Genomic DNA, 16,988 nt, shown 5'->3' with positions numbered 1-16,988 from the left:
GTCCGCCGGTGCTCGCCGAGGTCGGCGGTGAGCTCGTCGGCCAGTTCGCGGAATGCCTGGCGGGCGCGCCGGGATCCGGGGATGCTGGCGAGGTGGCACAACAGCAGCATCTCCGCGTGGTTCCCGACGAGCCGGTCGACCTGATCGACGCCGGGGGCGCACCGGTCCTCAAGCGCGCCCTGCCCCTCGCGGCCGCGGCGCTGGCCGTGGTGCTCTTCGTGGTCCTGCGACGCAGGCGGCACCGCTGAAGCGTGCGGCCCGGTGGTCAGGTGTCCTGCTGGTCACCGGTGCGGCGCTGTCCGCGTGCACTGGTTCGCCCGTCGTCATCACCTCGGCACCCGCGGCTCCTCCCACCTCCTCGTCCCCGTCCGCGCCGCCCGCGCGCTCGTTCGTGCTGACCGCCGGTGGTGACGTGCTCATCCACCCGGCGCTGACCGACCAGGCCGTCGCCGACGGCGGTGGCTCCGCCCGCGACTTCCTGCCGCTCTTCGAGGGCGTGCGCGAGGCGTTGAAGGGGGACCTGTCCCTGTGCCACCTCGAGGTGCCGCTGGGACCCAAGCAGGGCCCGTTCTTCGGCTACCCGGCCTTCCTCGCACCGCCCGAGGTGGCCAAGGGCCTCGTCGACGTGGGCTACGACTCCTGCTCGACCGCCTCGAACCACACGCTGGACCGGGGCGTCTCGGCGATCGGCACGACCCTGGACGCGATGGACGCCGTCGGCCTGAAGCACACCGGCTCGTTCCGCACGCCCGAGGAGGCCGCGACCCCGCTGATCCTCGACGCGGGCGGGGTGAAGGTCGCCCAGCTCTCGTTCACCTACGGCTTCAACGGCATCCCGCTGCCCCAGCCGTGGCGCGCGAACCAGCTCAACGCCGACAAGGTCCTCGCCGACGCCCGCAAGGCGCGGGAGGCGGGCGCCGAGGTCGTCGTGCTGTCCGTGCAGTGGGGCAACGAGTACCAGCACGAGGCGACGGCGGAGCAGAAGGCGCTGGCCCGCCGCCTGCTGGCCGACCCGGCCCTGGACCTCATCATCGGCACGCACGTCCACGTGGTGCAGCCGTTCGAGAAGATCGGCGGGAAGTGGGTCGCCTACGGCCTCGGCAACGAGGTGGCGCGGCACGCGGAGCCGCGCGGGGTGACCGAGGAGGGGGTCATCGCCCGGTTCAGGTTCGAGCAGGGCTCCGGCGGGTGGTCGGTCGTCGAGGCCTCCTACACCCCGACGCTGGTCGAGCTGGGGCCGCCGATCCGGCTGGTGGACCTGACCCGCGTGCCGGCCTCCGCCCGGCGGACCGAGGCGGTCAACCGGACCGAGCGGATCGTGTTCAGCATGGGCGCGAACGGGCAGGGGCTGGCCAGGGCCAAGCCCTGATCACCCGGAAGCGCGAACTTGAGCGTTGAAAGTGCAGATCGGACGGTCGCGGTACCGCGGAGTCGATTCTTGGACCGCTCACATGTGCGAGAGTCGATGAGACGGAAGGAGACGCAGTGACCGCACTACCTGACCAGCCTCAGGGGCGTCTGCCTGCTGTTGCGACGGGTCTGTTGACCGTTGCTCAGTACGCCGCGCTCGGAGAAACCGAAGACGGCTACACAGAATTGGTTGAAGGCCGTCTGATCATGTCCCCCAGTCCTCTTGTCGACCATAATGTCGCCGGTTTCAACTTGGGAATGCAGCTCGCAGGGCAACTGCCCGACGATCTCCTTCTCATTCCCGATATGGACGTGGATCTGGAACTGGTTCCACCGGACCAGCCCGGGTTCGTCCGGCGCCCAGACCTGATCGTCGCCCAACGCAGTGCCCGCAAGCGGCAGAACACCGAAGGTGGTTTGATAAAAGCGTCAGAGGTCGTGCTCGTGGTCGAGATCCTGTCACCGAGTTCTCGTCGCACGGACTACCGCGCGAAACGCGATGAATACGCCGATGCCGGTATTCCGTTCTACTGGATAATCGACCTCGACGAGCCCGTGTCGCTGGCTCCCCTGCACCTCGCCGGTGATTTCGGGTACCAGGAGGCGCCCGCGGAGACCGGGACCTACGAGGCCGTCGAGCCGTTCCCCCTGAAGGTCCAGGTCGACCGGCTCACCGACTGAGCTGGGCCAGCACCCTGTCGTACCGGGAAATCCAGGCCTTCGCGAGCACGTCGCTCCCGAACCCCTCGACGCGGTCCGGCACGGGTGCCTTCGTGAGCACCGGCAGGTACCCGTCGACCGGCACGAGCGAGTCGCTCGTGACATCCCCCTCGAACAACGACAGCGTGGCGAGCCCGCACGCGTGGCCGAGCTCCGGCAGCGCCGCCGCCAACGCGACCCCGGCCGCCATCCCGACCGACGTCTCCAGCGCCGACGACACCACGCACGGCAGCCCGCACGCCTCGGCGACCTCCAGTGCCCTCCGCACGCCCCCGAGCGGCGCCACCTTGATCACCGCGATGTCCGCGGCACCGGCCACCGCCACCTTCAGCGGGTCCTCGGCCTTGCGGATCGACTCGTCCGCGGCGATCGGCACGGAGACCTTCCTGCGCACCGCGGCCAGCTCGTCCAGCGTGCGGCACGGCTGTTCCACGTACTGGAGGCCACCGGCGGCCCTGTCCATCGCCCTGATCGCGGTGACGGCGGTGTCGACGTCCCACAGCGCGTTCGCGTCGACCCGGACGTGTCCCCGCGGCCCCAGCGCGTCCCGCACGGCTTCGAGCCGTGCGCAGTCCTCCGCCAGCGCCGACTCGGCGACCTTCACCTTGGCCGTCGAGCAGCCCGACCTCGCCACGATCTCGTGTGCGCGCTCCGGGCTGACGACCGGAACCGTGCAGTTGACCGGGATGCGGGAGCGGACCGGCGCCGGCCAGCCCTCGTTCGCGGCCTCCAGGGCGCACGCGAGCCACGGCGCGGACTCCTCGTCGTCGTACTCCTCGAACGGGCAGAACTCACCCCAGCCTGCCGGTCCCTCGATCAGCAGTCCGGTGCGCTCGGTGATGCCGCGGAACCGGGCGCGCATCGGGATGGAGTAGACGTGCACGTGCCGATTCAAGCGCACTTCCGGGAGTCCAGCGAATGCCCGCCGCCGCGCAGGTTCACGGTGCCGACGGCCTGCACGCCGAGCAACGTGCACACGATCTGCTGGACGGCCAGGGGGCTGAGCTGCGCGACGTCGGTGGAGAGGTGCACGTCCAGGCCGTCCACGACGCGGTCGACGGTGGCGGGCGCGGCGTCGAGCGGGACCTCGGTGGTGAGGCCGCGGCTCTGCTCGGCGCCGGTGGGGCCCTGGGCGAGCAGGCCGATGACGTCGCGGCCGCTCAGGCCGCCGGGGGGACGGGCGACCGGGACGACCCTGCCCTCGGACACCCAGAAGATCGACGGCGAGGCGTTCTCCACGGGGCCGCTCGGCGCTTCCAGGCCGCGGATCGGTTCGGTCGGGCGGATGCCGCACGCGGTCAGGGCGAGGACCAGCACCGCCAGCGCGAGCTGACGCAGAGGCCGGACCCGGATGACCCGCCTGGTGCCGGCGGCGCCGTCGGTTCCCGGCCGCATCACTCGCCTCCCAGCGGCAGCCGCAACGTGAACACCGCGCCGCCACCGGGCCGGTTGGCCGCCACCAGCGTCCCGCCGTGCAGCCGCGCGTTCTCCCACGCGATGGCGAGCCCGAGCCCGCTGCCTTCCGACCGCCCCCGAGCCGAGTCCGCCTTGTAGAAGCGCGCGAACACGTGCGGCAGCACCTCGGGGGACAGGCCGGGGCCGGCGTCGGCGACCTCGATCACCAGCGACTCGCCGTCGACCGACAACCCCACGGACACCGGTGGCGCGCCGTGCCGCAGCGCGTTGCCGACCAGGTTCGCCACGATGACGTCCAGCCGCCGCGGGTCCAGCCGCGCCCGCACCCCGGCGGGCAGCGACGCCGTCACGTCGGCGGAGAACCCGCGCATCCGCAGCGTCGCCCGCACCACCTCGGCCACGTCCACGTCGTCGGGCGCCAGCGCCGCCGTGCCCGAGTCGAACCGGGTGACCTCGATCAGGTCGTCGACCAGCCGCGTCAGGTTCACCGTCTCCCGGTTCACCAGCCGCGCGGCCTGCCCCGCCACGCCCGGCAGCGAAGCCGTCTCCGCGTCCAGCACGTCGGTCACCGCGGTCATCGCCGCCAGCGGGGTCCGCAGCTCGTGCGACACGTCCGCCACGAACCGGCGCGCGTCCGCCTCCAGCCGCCGCAGCTCGCCGACGTGGTGCTCCAGCGAGGAGGCCGTGCTGTTGAACGTCTCCGCGACGGAGGCCAGCTCGTCGCGGCCCCGCACCTCCACCCGCGCGGACAGGTCGCCCTGCCCGAGCTTCCAGGCCGCCAGTTGCAGCTCCCGGACCGGCCGCAGCACCCCGCGCGCCGCCAGGAACCCGAGGCCCAGGGCGAACAGCAGCACGACGGACCCGATGAGCCACGCGTTGCGGGCCAGCTCGCCGACGAACGCGACCTCCGACGTGAACGGGCGCAGCGCGTACACCTCGATGCCGGACGCGCCGCCGCCGGACACCCGCAGCTGCATGCCGATGACGAGCCACACGCTGCCCGCGTACGGCACGCGTTGCCAGCCGACGTACCCGGACGAGACCAGGGCGCGCAGCTCCGGCGTGACCACCGACGGGTCCATGCCCCCGACCGAGACGCCGTTGCCGACGACCATGGCGGTGCCTTCGCGGCTGGAGAGGCGACCGGCGATGCGTTCCAGGGAGGCGGTGTCCAGCGGACGGGCGGGCAACGGGTACAGCTGCTCGACGCGGTTCGTCGTCTCGATGACGGCGTTGTCCTGGGCGCGCTGCACGACGGCGTCACGTGCGCGCACGTAGCCGGCGCCGGCCACGGAGACGGCGGTCACCACCGTCAGCAGGGCGAACGCGAGCAGCAGCCGCAGGCGCAGCGTCACAGCGGTCCGAACCGGTAGCCGAAGCCCCGCACGGTCTGGACGTACCGGGGTGCCGCCGGGTCCTCCTCGATCTTCGAGCGCAGCCGCTGCACGCACGCGTCGACCAGCCGCGAGTCGCCGAGGTAACCCTGGTCCCACACGGACTGCAGGAGCTGCTGCCGCGACATCACGCGGCCGGGTGACGACGAGAGCTCCAGCAGCAGCCGCAGTTCCGTCGGTGCGAGCGCCACCGGCCGGCCGTGCCGCGTCACGACGAGGCCCTCGCGGTCGATCGTCAGGTCGCCGTGGCGCTCGGCCGCGACCTCGGCGGCCGGGACCGAGGAGCGGCGCAGCACGGCGCGGATGCGGGCCTCCAGCACGCGCGGCTGGGCCGGTTTGGCCACGTAGTCGTCGGCGCCCGCCTCCAGGCCCGCCACGACGTCGATGTCGTCGTTGCGCGCGGTCAGCATGATGATCGGGAGGTCACCGGACGCGCGGATGCGGCGGCACACCTCGAACCCGTCCACGCCGGGCAGCATCAGGTCCAGCACGACGACGTCGGGCGCGACGTCCAGGAGGAGTTCGAGGCCCTCTTCGCCCGTGCGCACCGCGTCCACGGTGTGTCCCTGGTAGGTCAGGGCGAGCGACAGTCCCTCGCGGACCGCCTCGTCGTCCTCGATCAGCAGTACGCGCGGCATGGCCTCCAGCCTTCCCGACCGGTCTCATGAGGACGTTCGTGCCCTGTCATGGTTGCGCAACGAACTTCCGTGCGCAGTTGTTGCGCGGCCATCACCCGGCGCGCACACGGGTTCGAAACCCTTTGCCACATGCGAAAAGCCCTACTGGCGACCACCCTCGCGGCCATCGCGGTGATCGGCTCCGGCACGCCGGCGTTGGCGATCCGCGGCGGCGTCGAGGCCGCGGCGGCCTACCCGTTCTCCGGCTCGCTGCAACGGCCCGACTCACCCCGCGAGGACGGCCACACCTGCGGTGTCACGCTCGTCGCGCCCGGCTGGGCCGTCACCGCGGGCCACTGCACCCGGAACAACCCGAGCCTCGCCCAGGTCGGCAGGCCGAAGGACTGGTCGGTCCGGCTCGGCTCGACCGACGCCGGCAGCGGTGGTGAGGTGATCGCGGTCGAGCGGTTCATCACCTACTCGCCGCACCCGGTCCGCGACGGCGACATCGGCCTGCTGAAGCTGAAGCGGCGGGCGAAGGCCCAGCCCGTCGCACTGCCGGCGGCCCGGCCGGCCGAGGGCACGACGGCGCGGATCATCGGCTGGGGCATGACGTGCGGTGAGCGCCGGCCGGAGTGCTACCCGCGGAAGCTGCGCGAGGCGGACACCGCGGTCCAGCCGGCGCGGGCCTGCGACGGCATCGCCGCCGGACGCGAGCTGTGCATCGGCGCGCCCGACGGCAGCGTCGCCGCGACGAACATGGACTCCGGCGGTCCCGCGCTCGTCCGCGACGGAGCCCGCTGGGTGATGGCGGGCCTGGTGAGCGGCGCGGCCGGAGACGCCATGCCGGTCATCTACACCGACGTCCACCACTTCCTGGGCTGGATCGGCGACGTCGTCACCGGCCGGCTGGACCCGCCGGACACCCCCGTCCCGGACCTCGAAGGCGCCGCGTCGATCGGTGGTTGCTCCGCGTCTGTCGTCCGCACCGGCAGGACCCGCAACGACGACCCGGCACTGCTGCTCACCAACGGCCACTGCGTCCCGCAACGCCCCGCGCCCGGCGAGACGCTGGAGGACGTCCCCGTCGACCTGCCGGTGACCATCGGCGACCGCCAGGGCTACCTCCAGGCCAGGGCCAGGACGACCCGGCTCGTCCACGCCACCATGTCCGGCACCGACACCGCGCTCTTCCGGCTCGACCAGACCTACGCGCAGCTCAGGGCCAAGGGCGTGAAGGTCTTCCGGCTCTCGGACCGGCCGGCGCGGCCCGGTGACCGCGTCGACATCATCTCGTCCGGCAACGGCAAGCGCTTCGAGTGCACGATCGAGGCGGTCGTCCCGCACCTGCGCGAGGAGGGCTACACGCAGGACAACGCCTACCGGTACGACTCCGCGTGCGGGCCCTCGCACGGCGGCTCGGGTGCGCCGATCGTGCTCGTGGACGGTGTCACCGTCGTCGGTGTGCACAGCACGGGCAACGACAACGGCGAGCAGTGCACGGCGAACAACCCCTGCGAGGTCGCACCGGACGGCACGGTGACGGTGCGCCAGGGCGCCCGCTACGGCCAGCAGGTCGGGCACCTCACCCGCCTGTCCTGATCCGCTCCCCGGACCTAGGGCGTGTCCCGGAACTCTCGCCCGTGACTCCCATCGAACGGACTCACGGGACACGCCCTAGTCGAGGGCGGCGGTGTGGCGGAGCTGCTCCGGCGTCGGGTCCGCGACCAGCACCCGCAACGCCGCCGCGAACTGGTCGAACCGCCGGTCGAGCTCGGCCAGCTCGCGGGACGGCTCCGCGACCAGCGCCGCCCGCCCCGGCCTGGGCACGGCGGTGGCCAGCGCGTCCCTCAACGGCTGGGCCCGGCGCAGCGCCACGAGCAGCGTCCACAGCCGTTGCCGGACCAGCGCGACGTGGACGGGGTCACCGGTCACCCGGAGGAAGTCCGACCGCACGGCCGTGGCGCGGCGCCGCTGGGAGGGGCAGGTGAAGTCGGTGGACCGGACGACCTGCGCGGCGGGGGCGCTGCGGGCCAGCGACTCCTCCGACCGGAACCGCCGCACGGGGGCGGTCCCTGCCGGGTCCCACATCCACCAGAACGTCATCCGACCAGGTCGTCCGCGTCGACGATCTTGTACGCGTAGCCCTGCTCGGCCAGGAACCGCTGCCGGTGCGCGGCGTAGTCGGTGTCGAGCGTGTCGCGGGAGACGACCGAGTAGAAGTGCGCCTGGCGGCCGTCGCCCTTGGGGCGCAGGATCCGGCCCAGCCGCTGCGCCTCCTCCTGGCGCGAGCCGAACGTGCCGGACACCTGGATCGCGACGGACGCCTCCGGCAGGTCGATGGAGAAGTTCGCGACCTTCGACACGACGAGCGTGCGCAGCTCGCCCCTGCGGAACCGGTCGAACAGCTCCTCGCGTTCCTTGTTCCTCGTCGATCCCTTGATCACCGGTGCGTCCAGCTCCTCACCCAGCTCGTCGAGCTGGTCCAGGTAAGCACCGATCACCAGCGCCGGCTCGTCGGGGTGCTGTTCGAGCACCCGCCTGACCACCGGGATCTTGGTCCGCGCGGTCGAGCACAGCTTGTAGCGCTCCTCCGGCTCGGCCGTCGCGTACTGCAGCCGCTCGTTGTCCGTGAGCGTCACCCGGACCTCGGTGCACTCGGCGGGCGCGATCCAGCCCTGCGCCTCGATGTCGCGCCACGGCACGTCGTAGCGCTTCGGGCCGATCAACGAGAAGACGTCGCCCTCCTGACCGTCCTCGCGGACCAGCGTCGCCGTCAGGCCCAGGCGGCGGCGCGACTGGAGGTCGGCGGTCATCCGGAAGACCGGCGCGGGCAGCAGGTGCACCTCGTCGTAGACGATCAGGCCCCAGTCGCGCGAGTCGAACAGCTCCAGGTGCTTGTACTCGCCCTTCGACTTGCGGGTGATCACCTGGTAGGTCGCGATGGTGACCGGCCGGATCTCCTTGCGCTCACCCGAGTACTCGCCGATCTCCTCCTCGGTGAGCGAGGTGCGCGCGATCAGCTCCCGCTTCCACTGGCGACCGGCAACGGTGTTCGTGACCAGGATCAGCGTGGTCGCCTGCGCCTCGGCCATCGCGGCCGCGCCGACCAGCGTCTTGCCCGCGCCGCAGGGGAGCACGACGACACCGGAGCCGCCCGCCCAGAACGCCCGCGCGGCGAGCCGCTGGTAGTCGCGCAGCTTCCAGCCGTCCTCCTCCAGCTCGATCGGGTGCGCCTCGCCGTCGACGTACCCGGCGTGGTCCTCGGCCGGCCAGCCGACCTTGAGCAGCAGCTGCTTGAGCCGCCCGCGCTCGCTCGGGTGCACGACGACCGTGTCGTCGTCGATGCGCGCCCCGAACATCGGCGCGATCTTCTTGTTGCGCAGCACCTCTTCGAGCACCGCGCGGTCGTTGGAGTGCAGGACCAGCCCGTGCGCCGGGTTGTTGGTCAGCACCAGCCGCCCGAACCGGCTCATCGTGTCGACCACGTCGACCAGCAGCGGCTGCGGCACCGGGTAGCGGCTGAACCGCACCAGCGCGTCCACCACCTGCTCGGCGTCGTGCCCGGCCGCGCGGGCGTTCCACAACGCCAACGGCGTCACGCGGTACGTGTGCACGTGCTCGGGCGCCCGCTCCAGCTCGGCGAACGGCGCGATGGACGTGCGCGCGTCGTCGGCCAGCGGGTGGTCGACCTCGAGCAGCAGCGTCTTGTCCGACTGGACGATCAAGGGGCCATCGGTCACCCCACAAGTCTCCCTGACGACGCCAAATGCGTTCGACCTGCGTCAACTGGCGACGGCAACTGTGAGCCGACACACGCAGCCAACACCCGGTGTCGTACGTTCTCGCCCATGAGCACCGAGTCGACTGATCCCGTCGAGCCCCCGGACGCGGTGGCACCGGCTGCAACGGAAGCCGAGACCGACGAGTCGCCCAAGAAGAACACCTGGCTGAAGCCCGTCATCGTCGCCGTGCTCGCCGTCGTGCTGATCGGTGGCGGCGTGTGGGCGTTCACCGCGCTCAACGGCACCAAGGCCGGCGACTGCGTCAGCGCCTCGCCCAAGGACGTGGACAAGCCCGACGGCGACTGGAACGTCTCCTCGCAGAGCTGCGGCGACACGGCCGCCACGCACCGGGTCGCCAAGGTGCTGGCCAACGCCGAGGACCCGTGCCCGGACGAGGGCATCTACGAGCCGGTGAAGTCGGGCGGCGACTCGCTGTGCCTCATGCCGAACCTCGCCGAGGGCAACTGCTACACCTCCGGTGACGACGGCGCCTTCAAGAAGGAGGCGTGCACCACCGAGTCGCCGGTGAAGATCGTCAAGAAGGTCGACGGCTCGCCCGAGGAGGGCACCGTGTGCCCGGAGGGTTCGAGCGAGCTGCGGTTCAGCGAGCCGGCCTCGGTCTACTGCATGGGTGTGCACGAAGGCTCCTGATCGGGTGAACCCGGTTGAGCTGATCCCGCTCTGACGCCGATACCCAGGCCATGAAGAAGGTCGGCCTGGGTATCGGCGTTGTCCTCGCGTTCGTCCTGCTCGGCGCGTTCGTGCTGGCCCAGCTCGGCGACGCGGCGGCGGGCTCGGCGCGGGTCGGCGACTGCGCGCGCATCTCCGGCGCGCTCGACAACCCGAAGTTCCAGGCGCTCGACTGCACCTCCGACCAGGCGAACGTCAAGATCGCCAAGATCCTGCCCTGGAACGAGGACAGGTGCCCGTCCGGCGGCATGGACTACTCGACGTACACGGGCGACTCCACGTTCTGCCTGATGCCGAACTTCGTCGAGGGCGCCTGCTACGGCCAGAGCTCCGACACCGGCATCGCCAAGGTCGACTGCGGCACGAAGGACTCGGTGAAGGTCGCCAAGGTGGTCACCGGCAGGACCGACCGCGCCGCCTGCGGGAACGCGCGCGCGGCGGTCTTCCCGGAACCCGCCGTCACCTTCTGCCTCGACCGCGGCGGCCAGCGACCGTAGCGGCGCCGTCCGCCGGTCAGGGGATCCCGGGTCGCCGTAACGTTTCCGCAAATCTCCGACGTCGTGCCCGCTCGCGTGGCACGCTCTGCTCCGGCTGTGTCGGGGGGCATGGGCCGTTCGGGGCACCCGGAGATGAGAAACCCGCATGAGCACCACTGAGTCCGCTCCGCCTGCGCGCGGCGAGGTCCGCGGCGAGAACACCGGTGGTGTGGGCGCCGAGGCCGTCGAGCGCATCGGGCGGGCCGCCTCCGGACACGTCGTGGCGCTGCGGCGCCACGAGGCCGCACAGGCGCGGCCGTTGCCCCGGCCGGAGCTCGGCCACCGCGCCGGCGCCCCCGCCTAGCAGACCTGATCTCGGCGAAACCGGAGTCGTGCCCACGGCTCCGGTTTCGCCGTCTCTCGCGTTCCCCACGGAGGAGAAACCTGTGACCACCCCCAACCACCCGCAGCAGCCGGGGCCGTACGGGCCGCCTCCTGGTGGGCAACCGCAGCAGCCCCTCGGCCAGCCCGGTGACCCGTACGCGCAGCAGCCGGGCCAGCCCGGCCCGCCCCAGCAGGGCTATCCCGGCAACCCGTACGCGCCGCCCGGTCAGTACGGCCCGCCGCCCGGCCAGATGCCTTTCGGTCAGCCCATGCCGTACGGGCCGCCGCCCAAGAAGAGCGGCGCCGGCAAGATCGTCGGTTCGATCGTGGGTGTCGTCGTGCTCGTGGGCGCCTTCATCCTCGTGCGCGCGCTCGTCAGCGGTGGCCTGAGCGCCATCACCGGGCCGTCCGCCAAGGCGGGCGACTGCGCGAGCATCACGGGCACCACGCTCAACCCGAGGTACAAGAAGGTCGACTGCGGCGCTCCGGAGGCGAACTACTTCATCGCCAAGGTGATGGACGAGACCACCGGATCCTGCCCGGACGACGCTTACGCCGAGTACACCGAGAGCGGCCGGCGCGGCGCGTCCCTCAAGCTCTGCCTCGTCGAGAAGCTCGAAGAGGGCAAGTGCTACGAGGAGCAGATCGCCAAGACCAACATGGAGATGAAGGTCGTCGACTGCTCCGAGGGCGGCAACGAGTTCGCGATCCAGAGGATCGTCAAGATCGAGAAGGTGGTCAGGGCCGCCACGGCCGACTGCGGTCAGGCCGCGGTCGTCTCGTACGCCGAACCGTCGCCGGGCATCACCTACTGCGTGAACGACCTGGCCGGCAACTGATCGGCGAACGAGAAAGGCGGGCCGGTGACCCGGCCCGCCTGCACTCCTGCTCCCGCGACAGCTAGCTGGTCGTGCCCGGTGGCAGCAGCTGCTGCACGTCCAGGCGACCGGACAGCACGTCCTCGGTGTCCATCATGTCGGCGACGCGCTGGAGCCGGATCGGGTTCAGCGACAGCGGGAACGTGCCCACGGAGACGAGCGCCGCGGTCGGCTGGTCGACGTCGGCGTAGCTCGTCAGCGAGTCCTGCACGCCCAGCTTGTTGGCCTGCGCCCGCTGCTGGGCCTCGCGCAGCACGTCCCGGAAGACCTTCAGGGTCTTCGGGTTCTGCTCGGCGAACTTCTTCGACGACGCGTAGCCGGACATCGGGAAGTCCAGCGTCGGGCCGCGCGCGGTGTCGGTGAGGATCTTCGCGCCGATCTTGCGCTGCGCCTTCGTGATGAACGGCTCGATCATGAAGGCCGCGTCCACCGTGCCGGAGGTCAGCGCGTTCTCCATGTCCGCGAACGGCATGGAGGTGAACTTGATCCTCTGCTTCTCGACCGCGGCGGTGTCCAGCACGGCTCGCGTGGTCAGCGCGCCGATGTCGGTCTCGCTGTTCACGGCGATGCGCGGGGCGGCGTTCTTGCCGGGGTCGTCGTAGGACGACGTCGCGGCCGTGACCAGTGCCATCGAGTTCGGGCCCGCCTGGTAGGCCTCGCCCTGGAGCTGCAGCTCGGTGCCCTCGGCGACGGCGCGGAAGAGGCTGACGTGCGTCGCCCACGTGATGTCGAGCGTGGTGTCCAGCTGCTTGATGGCCTCGGCCTCGTTCGGCTGGGTGACCAGGTTGACCTGCAGGCCGGCCTTCTCGAACAGCTTGTCGGTCAGCGCGATCCGCAGCGGGGCCACGTCGACGACCGGCAGCACGCCGATGCGCAGGATGTTGCGCTCCACGTCCGCGGTGCCGCCGTCCGAGGAACCGCCGAACACGCCGCAGCTCGCGGTCAGAACACACGTGATGAGCACTGCGGCAAGCCGCAGAGCTTTGGCTCGGGTAGCCATGGCACCTCTCGCCGGTAGGCCTTGAGTAGCTTCGAGTGGAGCAGTGAGCGTCGCCACAGGCCAGGCCGTCCGCAGCCCCAACAGGGCGTTCGGACGGACGTGAGGCGTGCCGACAACCGGGGATGTTAACCACCTGAACGTATGAAACGACACCCCGTCCCGATACGGTGAGTGCTTCTGGAGACTTCCCCCGAGCAGGGGGTGGCCATTACGCTCCCCGCCGGGTGGCACTGGTCGTAGTAGACCGACGTGTCTTCAGACGGAGTAGGTCGCCTCATCGGGCGAACGACCTCTGTGCTGCAATTCGGCCCGTTTGACGAGTCCATGCTCGGTCCTGGGGAGAGACCGGGACACTGCTGCTGGAAGAGGAAGCCCAGAGTGGCCCGACGTGAGAGAGGTCCCAGCCAGTTTGGCGTGGGTGACACCACACGCTCCGAAAGGCCCGAATCGGGTGACGGACTGGCTGCGCTGGGTGACGGAACGATGAATGCGACACCGGACCCGGTGAACCGCGACATCGCCGCCGGACCCGGTTCAGGACCTGCCCGATCCGCGGGGTGGCGCCTGCGCAACTGGCGGTTGCGCACCAAGCTGCTCGCCGTTCTGCTCATCCCGACGGTCTGTGCGCTCGCCCTGGGGGGTCTGCGGGTGCGCAGCGACCTCCAGGCCGCCACGGAGTTCAACAACCTCGCCAACCAGATCCGCCTGGAGACAGCCGTCGCGGACCTGGTGCAGCAGCTCCAGCGCGAGCGCGACCTGTCGGTCAGCTACGTCGCGTCGAACAAGAAGATCGACCGCGTCGTCCTGGAGCGCCAGCTGCGCCGCGTCAACGACACCAGCGAGGCGTTCAGCAACAGGATCGCCGAGCTCAGCTCCGACCTGAACCCGCCGGCCGTGGAGCGGTTCCAGGTCGCGTTCAACCAGCTCAACCGCCTGAACAGCCTCCGCAACTCGGTGCGCGACACGCAGTACCCCGCCGAGGCTGTCCAGCGCACCTACTCGGAGTCCATCGAGACGCTCATCAACCTCGGTGAGCAGACGATCTCCGAGATCAACGACCCGGAACTGGTGCGGCTGCACCTGACCACGAACGCCATCGCGCGCATCAAGGAGCAGGAGTCGCTCAAGCGGGCGATCCTGCTGGACGTCTTCCAGCGCAAGTCGTTCACGCCGTCCCAGATGCGCGCCCTGCAGGCGGCGGACGCCGAGCTCGAAGCCGCCCGGAACGACTTCCGCAAGTCCGCGACGCCCGAGCAGGCCAAGATCTACGACGACACCGTCACCGGCCTCATCGTCGACACCGCGAACGACATGCAGGAGTCGGCGATCAGCCAGCAGGCCGGTCGCAAGGACTTCACCCAGCTCACGGCCGAGAAGTGGGACATCGCCGCCACGCTGACGGTCAACCTGACCCGTGACGTCGAGAACCTGCTGGTCGAGCAGCTTCAGAACGAGACGGACGAGGCCGCGGGCGCCGCGCGCACCCGTGCCTACATCGAGTCCGGCATCGTCCTCGCGGTCCTCGCGCTCGCGCTGCTGATGGCGCTGTTCGTCGCCCGCTCGATCCTCAGCCCGCTGCGCACGCTGCGCCGCACCGCGCTCGACGTGGCCGACCACGGCCTGCCGGACGCGGTCGAGCGGATCCTCGCGGACCCCGACCCGGAGAACGCGGCGAAGAACGCCGTCGAACCGGTGCCGGTGCACACCCGTGAAGAGGTCGGCCAGGTGGCGCGCGCGTTCGACGCGGTGCACGGTGAAGCGGTGCGACTGGCCGCCCAGCAGGCCCTCCTGCGCGACAACGTCAACGCGATGTTCGTCAACCTGTCACGTCGGTCGCAGGCCCTGGTCGAGCGCCAGCTGAACCTGATCGACCGGCTGGAGCAGGACGAGCAGGACCCGGACCAGCTCGCGTCGCTGTTCGAGCTCGACCACCTCGCCACCCGCATGCGCCGCAACTCGGAGAACCTGCTGGTCCTCTCGGGCACGGACCTCTCGCGGCGCCTGACGAGGCCGGTCCCGGCCGCCGAGGTCCTCGGCGCCGCGGTCTCCGAGGTCGAGCAGTACGCCCGCGTGCAGGTCGGCCAGACCCCGGACCTCACCGTCCAGGGCCGCGCGGTCAACGACCTCGTGCACCTCATCGCCGAGCTGCTGGACAACGCCACGGCGTTCTCCGACCCGGTCACCAAGGTCACCGTGCGCACGGCCAAGACCCGCAAGGGCGAGCTGGCGATCGAGATCCAGGACCGCGGCGTGGGCATGGGCGACCAGGAGATCCTGGACGCCAACGAGCGCCTGGCCGACCCGCCGGACGTCGACGTCGCCGTCTCCCGCCGGATGGGCCTCTACGTGGTCGCGCGGCTCGCCAAGCGCCACGACATCAAGGTCCGCCTGCGCGGCAACGAGGACATCGAGGGCGGCACGACCGCACTGGTGATCGTGCCGGAGACGCTCATCGCGATCCCCGGCCAGCCCCAGGCGCCGACCCCGCCGTCCGGTTCCGGCTCGCTGGCCTCCGCGTTCGGCATGTCGGCCCCCGCGCCGGCGCCCGCGTCCGCGGAGCACACCACCGAGATCGGCACCACCGCGGCGAGGGCCAGCGGCATCGCCGGCGCGTTCGGCGGCGCCACCGGCGCCGTGCCGAGGATCGACGAGTCGAGCCCGAGCATCCCGGTCAGCTTCGTCCCGAGCCCGCTCACCGACACCGGTGCCGGCGCGACGGCGGTTCCCGTGTACAGCGAGCCGCCGATCGAGGACGTGACGCCGTCGGAGCGGTGGCGGCGCGACCAGCTCGCGGCGGTGGAACCGGAGGGCTCCTTCGGCGAGCCCACCCTCTTCACCGCCTACGAGGACCGTCACGAGGAACCCGGCGAGATCTCCTTCGAGCCGGGCTACGAGACCACGCAGTTCGTGCCCATCCCGCCGATCGACGACGAACCGGCCTCGACCAACGGCGTCTCGCGCGCCGCGGTCGACCAGGGGCGCATCGACTCCGGGCTCGCGCACCGCAACGGCACCTCGGAAGCCTCGCGCAAGCAGGTCCAGCACGACCTCGACGCCCCGACGGAGCGCCTGCCGATCTACGAGGCGGTCCTGTCGCAGTGGTTCCAGGCCGTGGGCAGCGAGACGTCCGCGTCCGCCGCCCAGCCGGTCCCCGCGGCCGACGGGCACGACTCACCCGCCGAGACCAACGGACGCGTCGAGTCCGGTCCCGGCAGCGCCGGCAAGGGCGGCGTGGAGTACATCGACGAGCCCCCGGCCACCCCTCCGCTGTCGGACGGGCCGGAACCGGAGCTGCCGACCCGTACTCGCAAGCCCGTTCCGGCGGTCACGCCCACCACCACGTCGGCGGCCGGTTTGCCCGTGCGCCAGCCGCGCGCGAAGGTGAAGCAGGCGGTCGAGGAAGCAGCGACCGTACCCGCCGAGCAGGAGCGAGTTGTGGATCCGGAGCCCGTTGTGGAGGAGACTCCAGCGGCGGCACCCACTTCCGAGTCGGCTTGGCAGTCACCTGCCGATGAGGGATGGCACGCGGCTCAGGCGTTGTTGAACAAGACGCCGGAGACGAAGACAACGGCAGGTTTGCCAAAACGGACACCGAAGGCTCAACTGGTGCCGGGTTCTGCGGCTCCGAAACCGCAGTCCCTGACCCAGACCGCGCAGCGCCCGCCGCTGCCGCCCCGCTCCGCCGACGCGGTGCGAGGACGGATGTCGAGTCTGCAAAGTGGTGTCAAGCGAGGCCGGCACGCATTGATCGAGGCATACGCTGGTGACCAATCGAGCCGGCAGAACGAGGAGCAGGAGTGACGACCGCAGCGCAGCCAGGCAGCTTTGGTTGGCTTATCACCGACTTCGTGCGGAGGGTGCCCGGCGTGGCACATTCCGTCGTGGTGTCCGCGGACGGGCTGTTGCTCGCGGGGTCCCAGGGCCTGCCCCGGGACCGCGCAGAGCAGCTCTCCGCCGTCGCGTCCGGGCTGGTCAGCCTCACACAGGGTGCTGCCCGCTGCTTCGAGGCAGGCGGGGTCAACCAGACCGTTGTCGAGATGGAGCGGGGCTACCTGTTCCTCATGTCGATCAGTGACGGCTCTTGCCTTGCCGTCCTGGCGGCACCCAACTGCGACATCGGCCTCGTGGCCTACGAGATGACGCTTTTGGTGGAGAGAGTCGGTCAACAACTCACGCCTGAGCTGCGCGCGCAGCTTCAGGGCGTGGTCCGTCGCTAGA

Annotated in this window: 17 protein-coding genes; 10 read left to right on the top strand and 7 right to left on the bottom strand. The window is 71.0% G+C overall.

Features of this window, described 5'->3' with window-relative positions; genetic code table 11:
* Positions 1–8 precede the first annotated feature (8 nt).
* From BMW88_RS43145 to BMW88_RS08060, 3 genes are all read left to right on the top strand, one after another.
* Positions 9–248 carry a hypothetical protein gene (locus BMW88_RS43145; protein WP_177220959.1) on the top strand — a complete coding sequence of 80 codons (240 nt, stop codon included), beginning with the start codon at positions 9–11 and terminating at the stop codon, positions 246–248.
* A gap of 26 nt (positions 249–274) precedes the next feature.
* Positions 275–1,369, top strand: a complete 1,095-nt coding sequence (locus tag BMW88_RS08065; protein ID WP_089950262.1) for a CapA family protein — start codon at positions 275–277, stop codon at positions 1,367–1,369.
* A gap of 116 nt (positions 1,370–1,485) precedes the next feature.
* Positions 1,486–2,091, top strand: a complete 606-nt coding sequence (locus tag BMW88_RS08060) for a Uma2 family endonuclease (protein ID WP_089949949.1) — start codon at positions 1,486–1,488, stop codon at positions 2,089–2,091.
* Here BMW88_RS08060 and BMW88_RS08055 read toward each other — a convergent pair.
* Genes BMW88_RS08055 through BMW88_RS08040 form a run of 4 tightly spaced genes read right to left on the bottom strand, consistent with a single transcriptional unit; the run spans position 2,081 to position 5,578 of the window.
* Complete coding sequence (locus BMW88_RS08055; protein WP_089949948.1) at positions 2,081–3,013, bottom strand: o-succinylbenzoate synthase; 933 nt, start codon at positions 3,011–3,013, stop codon at positions 2,081–2,083. The two genes, BMW88_RS08060 and BMW88_RS08055, sit on opposite strands and share 11 nt — an antisense overlap.
* Before the next feature lie 8 nt (positions 3,014–3,021).
* Positions 3,022–3,525: a GerMN domain-containing protein gene (locus BMW88_RS08050; RefSeq protein ID WP_089949947.1), complete on the bottom strand. Its 504-nt coding sequence runs from the start codon at positions 3,523–3,525 to the stop codon at positions 3,022–3,024.
* Positions 3,525–4,901 carry an ATP-binding protein gene (locus BMW88_RS08045; RefSeq protein ID WP_089949946.1) on the bottom strand — a complete coding sequence of 459 codons (1,377 nt, stop codon included), beginning with the start codon at positions 4,899–4,901 and terminating at the stop codon, positions 3,525–3,527. The genes BMW88_RS08050 and BMW88_RS08045 overlap by 1 nt, the downstream gene beginning before the upstream one ends.
* Positions 4,898–5,578 (bottom strand): response regulator transcription factor, encoded by a 681-nt coding sequence (locus BMW88_RS08040; RefSeq protein ID WP_089949945.1) that lies wholly within the window; start codon positions 5,576–5,578, stop codon positions 4,898–4,900. The genes BMW88_RS08045 and BMW88_RS08040 overlap by 4 nt, the downstream gene beginning before the upstream one ends.
* Before the next feature lie 129 nt (positions 5,579–5,707).
* On the opposite strand from BMW88_RS08040, the gene BMW88_RS08035 reads away from it, so the two are divergent.
* On the top strand, positions 5,708–7,159 hold the full coding sequence (locus BMW88_RS08035; protein WP_177220993.1) for a trypsin-like serine protease: 1,452 nt from the start codon (positions 5,708–5,710) through the stop codon (positions 7,157–7,159).
* 75 nt (positions 7,160–7,234) lie between these two features.
* On the opposite strand, the gene BMW88_RS08030 is transcribed toward BMW88_RS08035, so the two are convergent.
* Complete coding sequence (locus tag BMW88_RS08030; RefSeq protein ID WP_089949943.1) at positions 7,235–7,663, bottom strand: hypothetical protein; 429 nt, start codon at positions 7,661–7,663, stop codon at positions 7,235–7,237.
* Complete coding sequence (locus BMW88_RS08025; protein WP_089949942.1) at positions 7,660–9,300, bottom strand: DNA repair helicase XPB; 1,641 nt, start codon at positions 9,298–9,300, stop codon at positions 7,660–7,662. The genes BMW88_RS08030 and BMW88_RS08025 overlap by 4 nt, the downstream gene beginning before the upstream one ends.
* Positions 9,301–9,408: 108 nt before the next feature.
* Between BMW88_RS08025 and BMW88_RS08020 the strand changes: the two genes are divergently transcribed.
* The 4 genes from BMW88_RS08020 (at position 9,409) to BMW88_RS08005 (ending at position 11,731) form a co-directional block, all read left to right on the top strand.
* Positions 9,409–9,993 carry an LppU/SCO3897 family protein gene (locus BMW88_RS08020; protein WP_089949941.1) on the top strand — a complete coding sequence of 195 codons (585 nt, stop codon included), beginning with the start codon at positions 9,409–9,411 and terminating at the stop codon, positions 9,991–9,993.
* A 50-nt stretch (positions 9,994–10,043) separates the two neighbouring features.
* On the top strand, positions 10,044–10,529 hold the full coding sequence (locus BMW88_RS08015; RefSeq protein WP_089949940.1) for an LppU/SCO3897 family protein: 486 nt from the start codon (positions 10,044–10,046) through the stop codon (positions 10,527–10,529).
* 145 nt (positions 10,530–10,674) lie between these two features.
* Entirely contained in the window at positions 10,675–10,872 is a 198-nt protein-coding gene (locus BMW88_RS08010) for a hypothetical protein (RefSeq protein ID WP_089949939.1), read from the top strand.
* 82 nt (positions 10,873–10,954) lie between these two features.
* A complete protein-coding gene (locus BMW88_RS08005; RefSeq protein ID WP_089949938.1) occupies positions 10,955–11,731 on the top strand; it encodes an LppU/SCO3897 family protein in 777 nt (258 codons plus the stop codon).
* A gap of 61 nt (positions 11,732–11,792) precedes the next feature.
* Here BMW88_RS08005 and BMW88_RS08000 read toward each other — a convergent pair whose 3' ends face one another.
* On the bottom strand, positions 11,793–12,770 hold the full coding sequence (locus tag BMW88_RS08000; RefSeq protein WP_089949937.1) for an ABC transporter substrate-binding protein: 978 nt from the start codon (positions 12,768–12,770) through the stop codon (positions 11,793–11,795).
* Positions 12,771–13,253: 483 nt separating this feature from the next.
* On the opposite strand from BMW88_RS08000, the gene BMW88_RS07995 reads away from it, so the two are divergent.
* On the top strand, positions 13,254–16,571 hold the full coding sequence (locus BMW88_RS07995; RefSeq protein WP_245777629.1) for a sensor histidine kinase: 3,318 nt from the start codon (positions 13,254–13,256) through the stop codon (positions 16,569–16,571).
* Entirely contained in the window at positions 16,568–16,987 is a 420-nt protein-coding gene (locus BMW88_RS07990; protein WP_030470879.1) for a roadblock/LC7 domain-containing protein, read from the top strand. Before BMW88_RS07995 ends, BMW88_RS07990 begins: the two co-directional genes overlap by 4 nt.
* Position 16,988 lies beyond the last annotated feature (1 nt).

This window comes from Lentzea xinjiangensis (genome assembly GCF_900110955.1).
In the GTDB taxonomy this organism is placed as follows: domain Bacteria; phylum Actinomycetota; class Actinomycetes; order Mycobacteriales; family Pseudonocardiaceae; genus Lentzea; species Lentzea xinjiangensis.
The sequence above is the reverse complement of the archived record's forward strand: the minus strand, read 5'-3'. Positions and strand labels throughout refer to the sequence as shown.

What these genes read in the sequence shown, in the direction of transcription:
- BMW88_RS08050 (WP_089949947.1), bottom strand. Translation starts at nt 3,525, where the DNA reads ATGCGGCCGGGAACCGACGGCGCCGCCGGCACCAGGCGGGTCATCCGG.
- BMW88_RS08040 (WP_089949945.1), bottom strand. Translation starts at nt 5,578, where the DNA reads ATGCCGCGCGTACTGCTGATCGAGGACGACGAGGCGGTCCGCGAGGGA.
- BMW88_RS08035 (WP_177220993.1), top strand. Translation starts at nt 5,708, where the DNA reads ATGCGAAAAGCCCTACTGGCGACCACCCTCGCGGCCATCGCGGTGATC.
- BMW88_RS08030 (WP_089949943.1), bottom strand. Translation starts at nt 7,663, where the DNA reads ATGACGTTCTGGTGGATGTGGGACCCGGCAGGGACCGCCCCCGTGCGG.
- BMW88_RS08020 (WP_089949941.1), top strand. Translation starts at nt 9,409, where the DNA reads ATGAGCACCGAGTCGACTGATCCCGTCGAGCCCCCGGACGCGGTGGCA.
- BMW88_RS08015 (WP_089949940.1), top strand. Translation starts at nt 10,044, where the DNA reads ATGAAGAAGGTCGGCCTGGGTATCGGCGTTGTCCTCGCGTTCGTCCTG.
- BMW88_RS08010 (WP_089949939.1), top strand. Translation starts at nt 10,675, where the DNA reads ATGAGCACCACTGAGTCCGCTCCGCCTGCGCGCGGCGAGGTCCGCGGC.
- BMW88_RS08000 (WP_089949937.1), bottom strand. Translation starts at nt 12,770, where the DNA reads ATGGCTACCCGAGCCAAAGCTCTGCGGCTTGCCGCAGTGCTCATCACG.
- BMW88_RS07995 (WP_245777629.1), top strand. Translation starts at nt 13,254, where the DNA reads ATGAATGCGACACCGGACCCGGTGAACCGCGACATCGCCGCCGGACCC.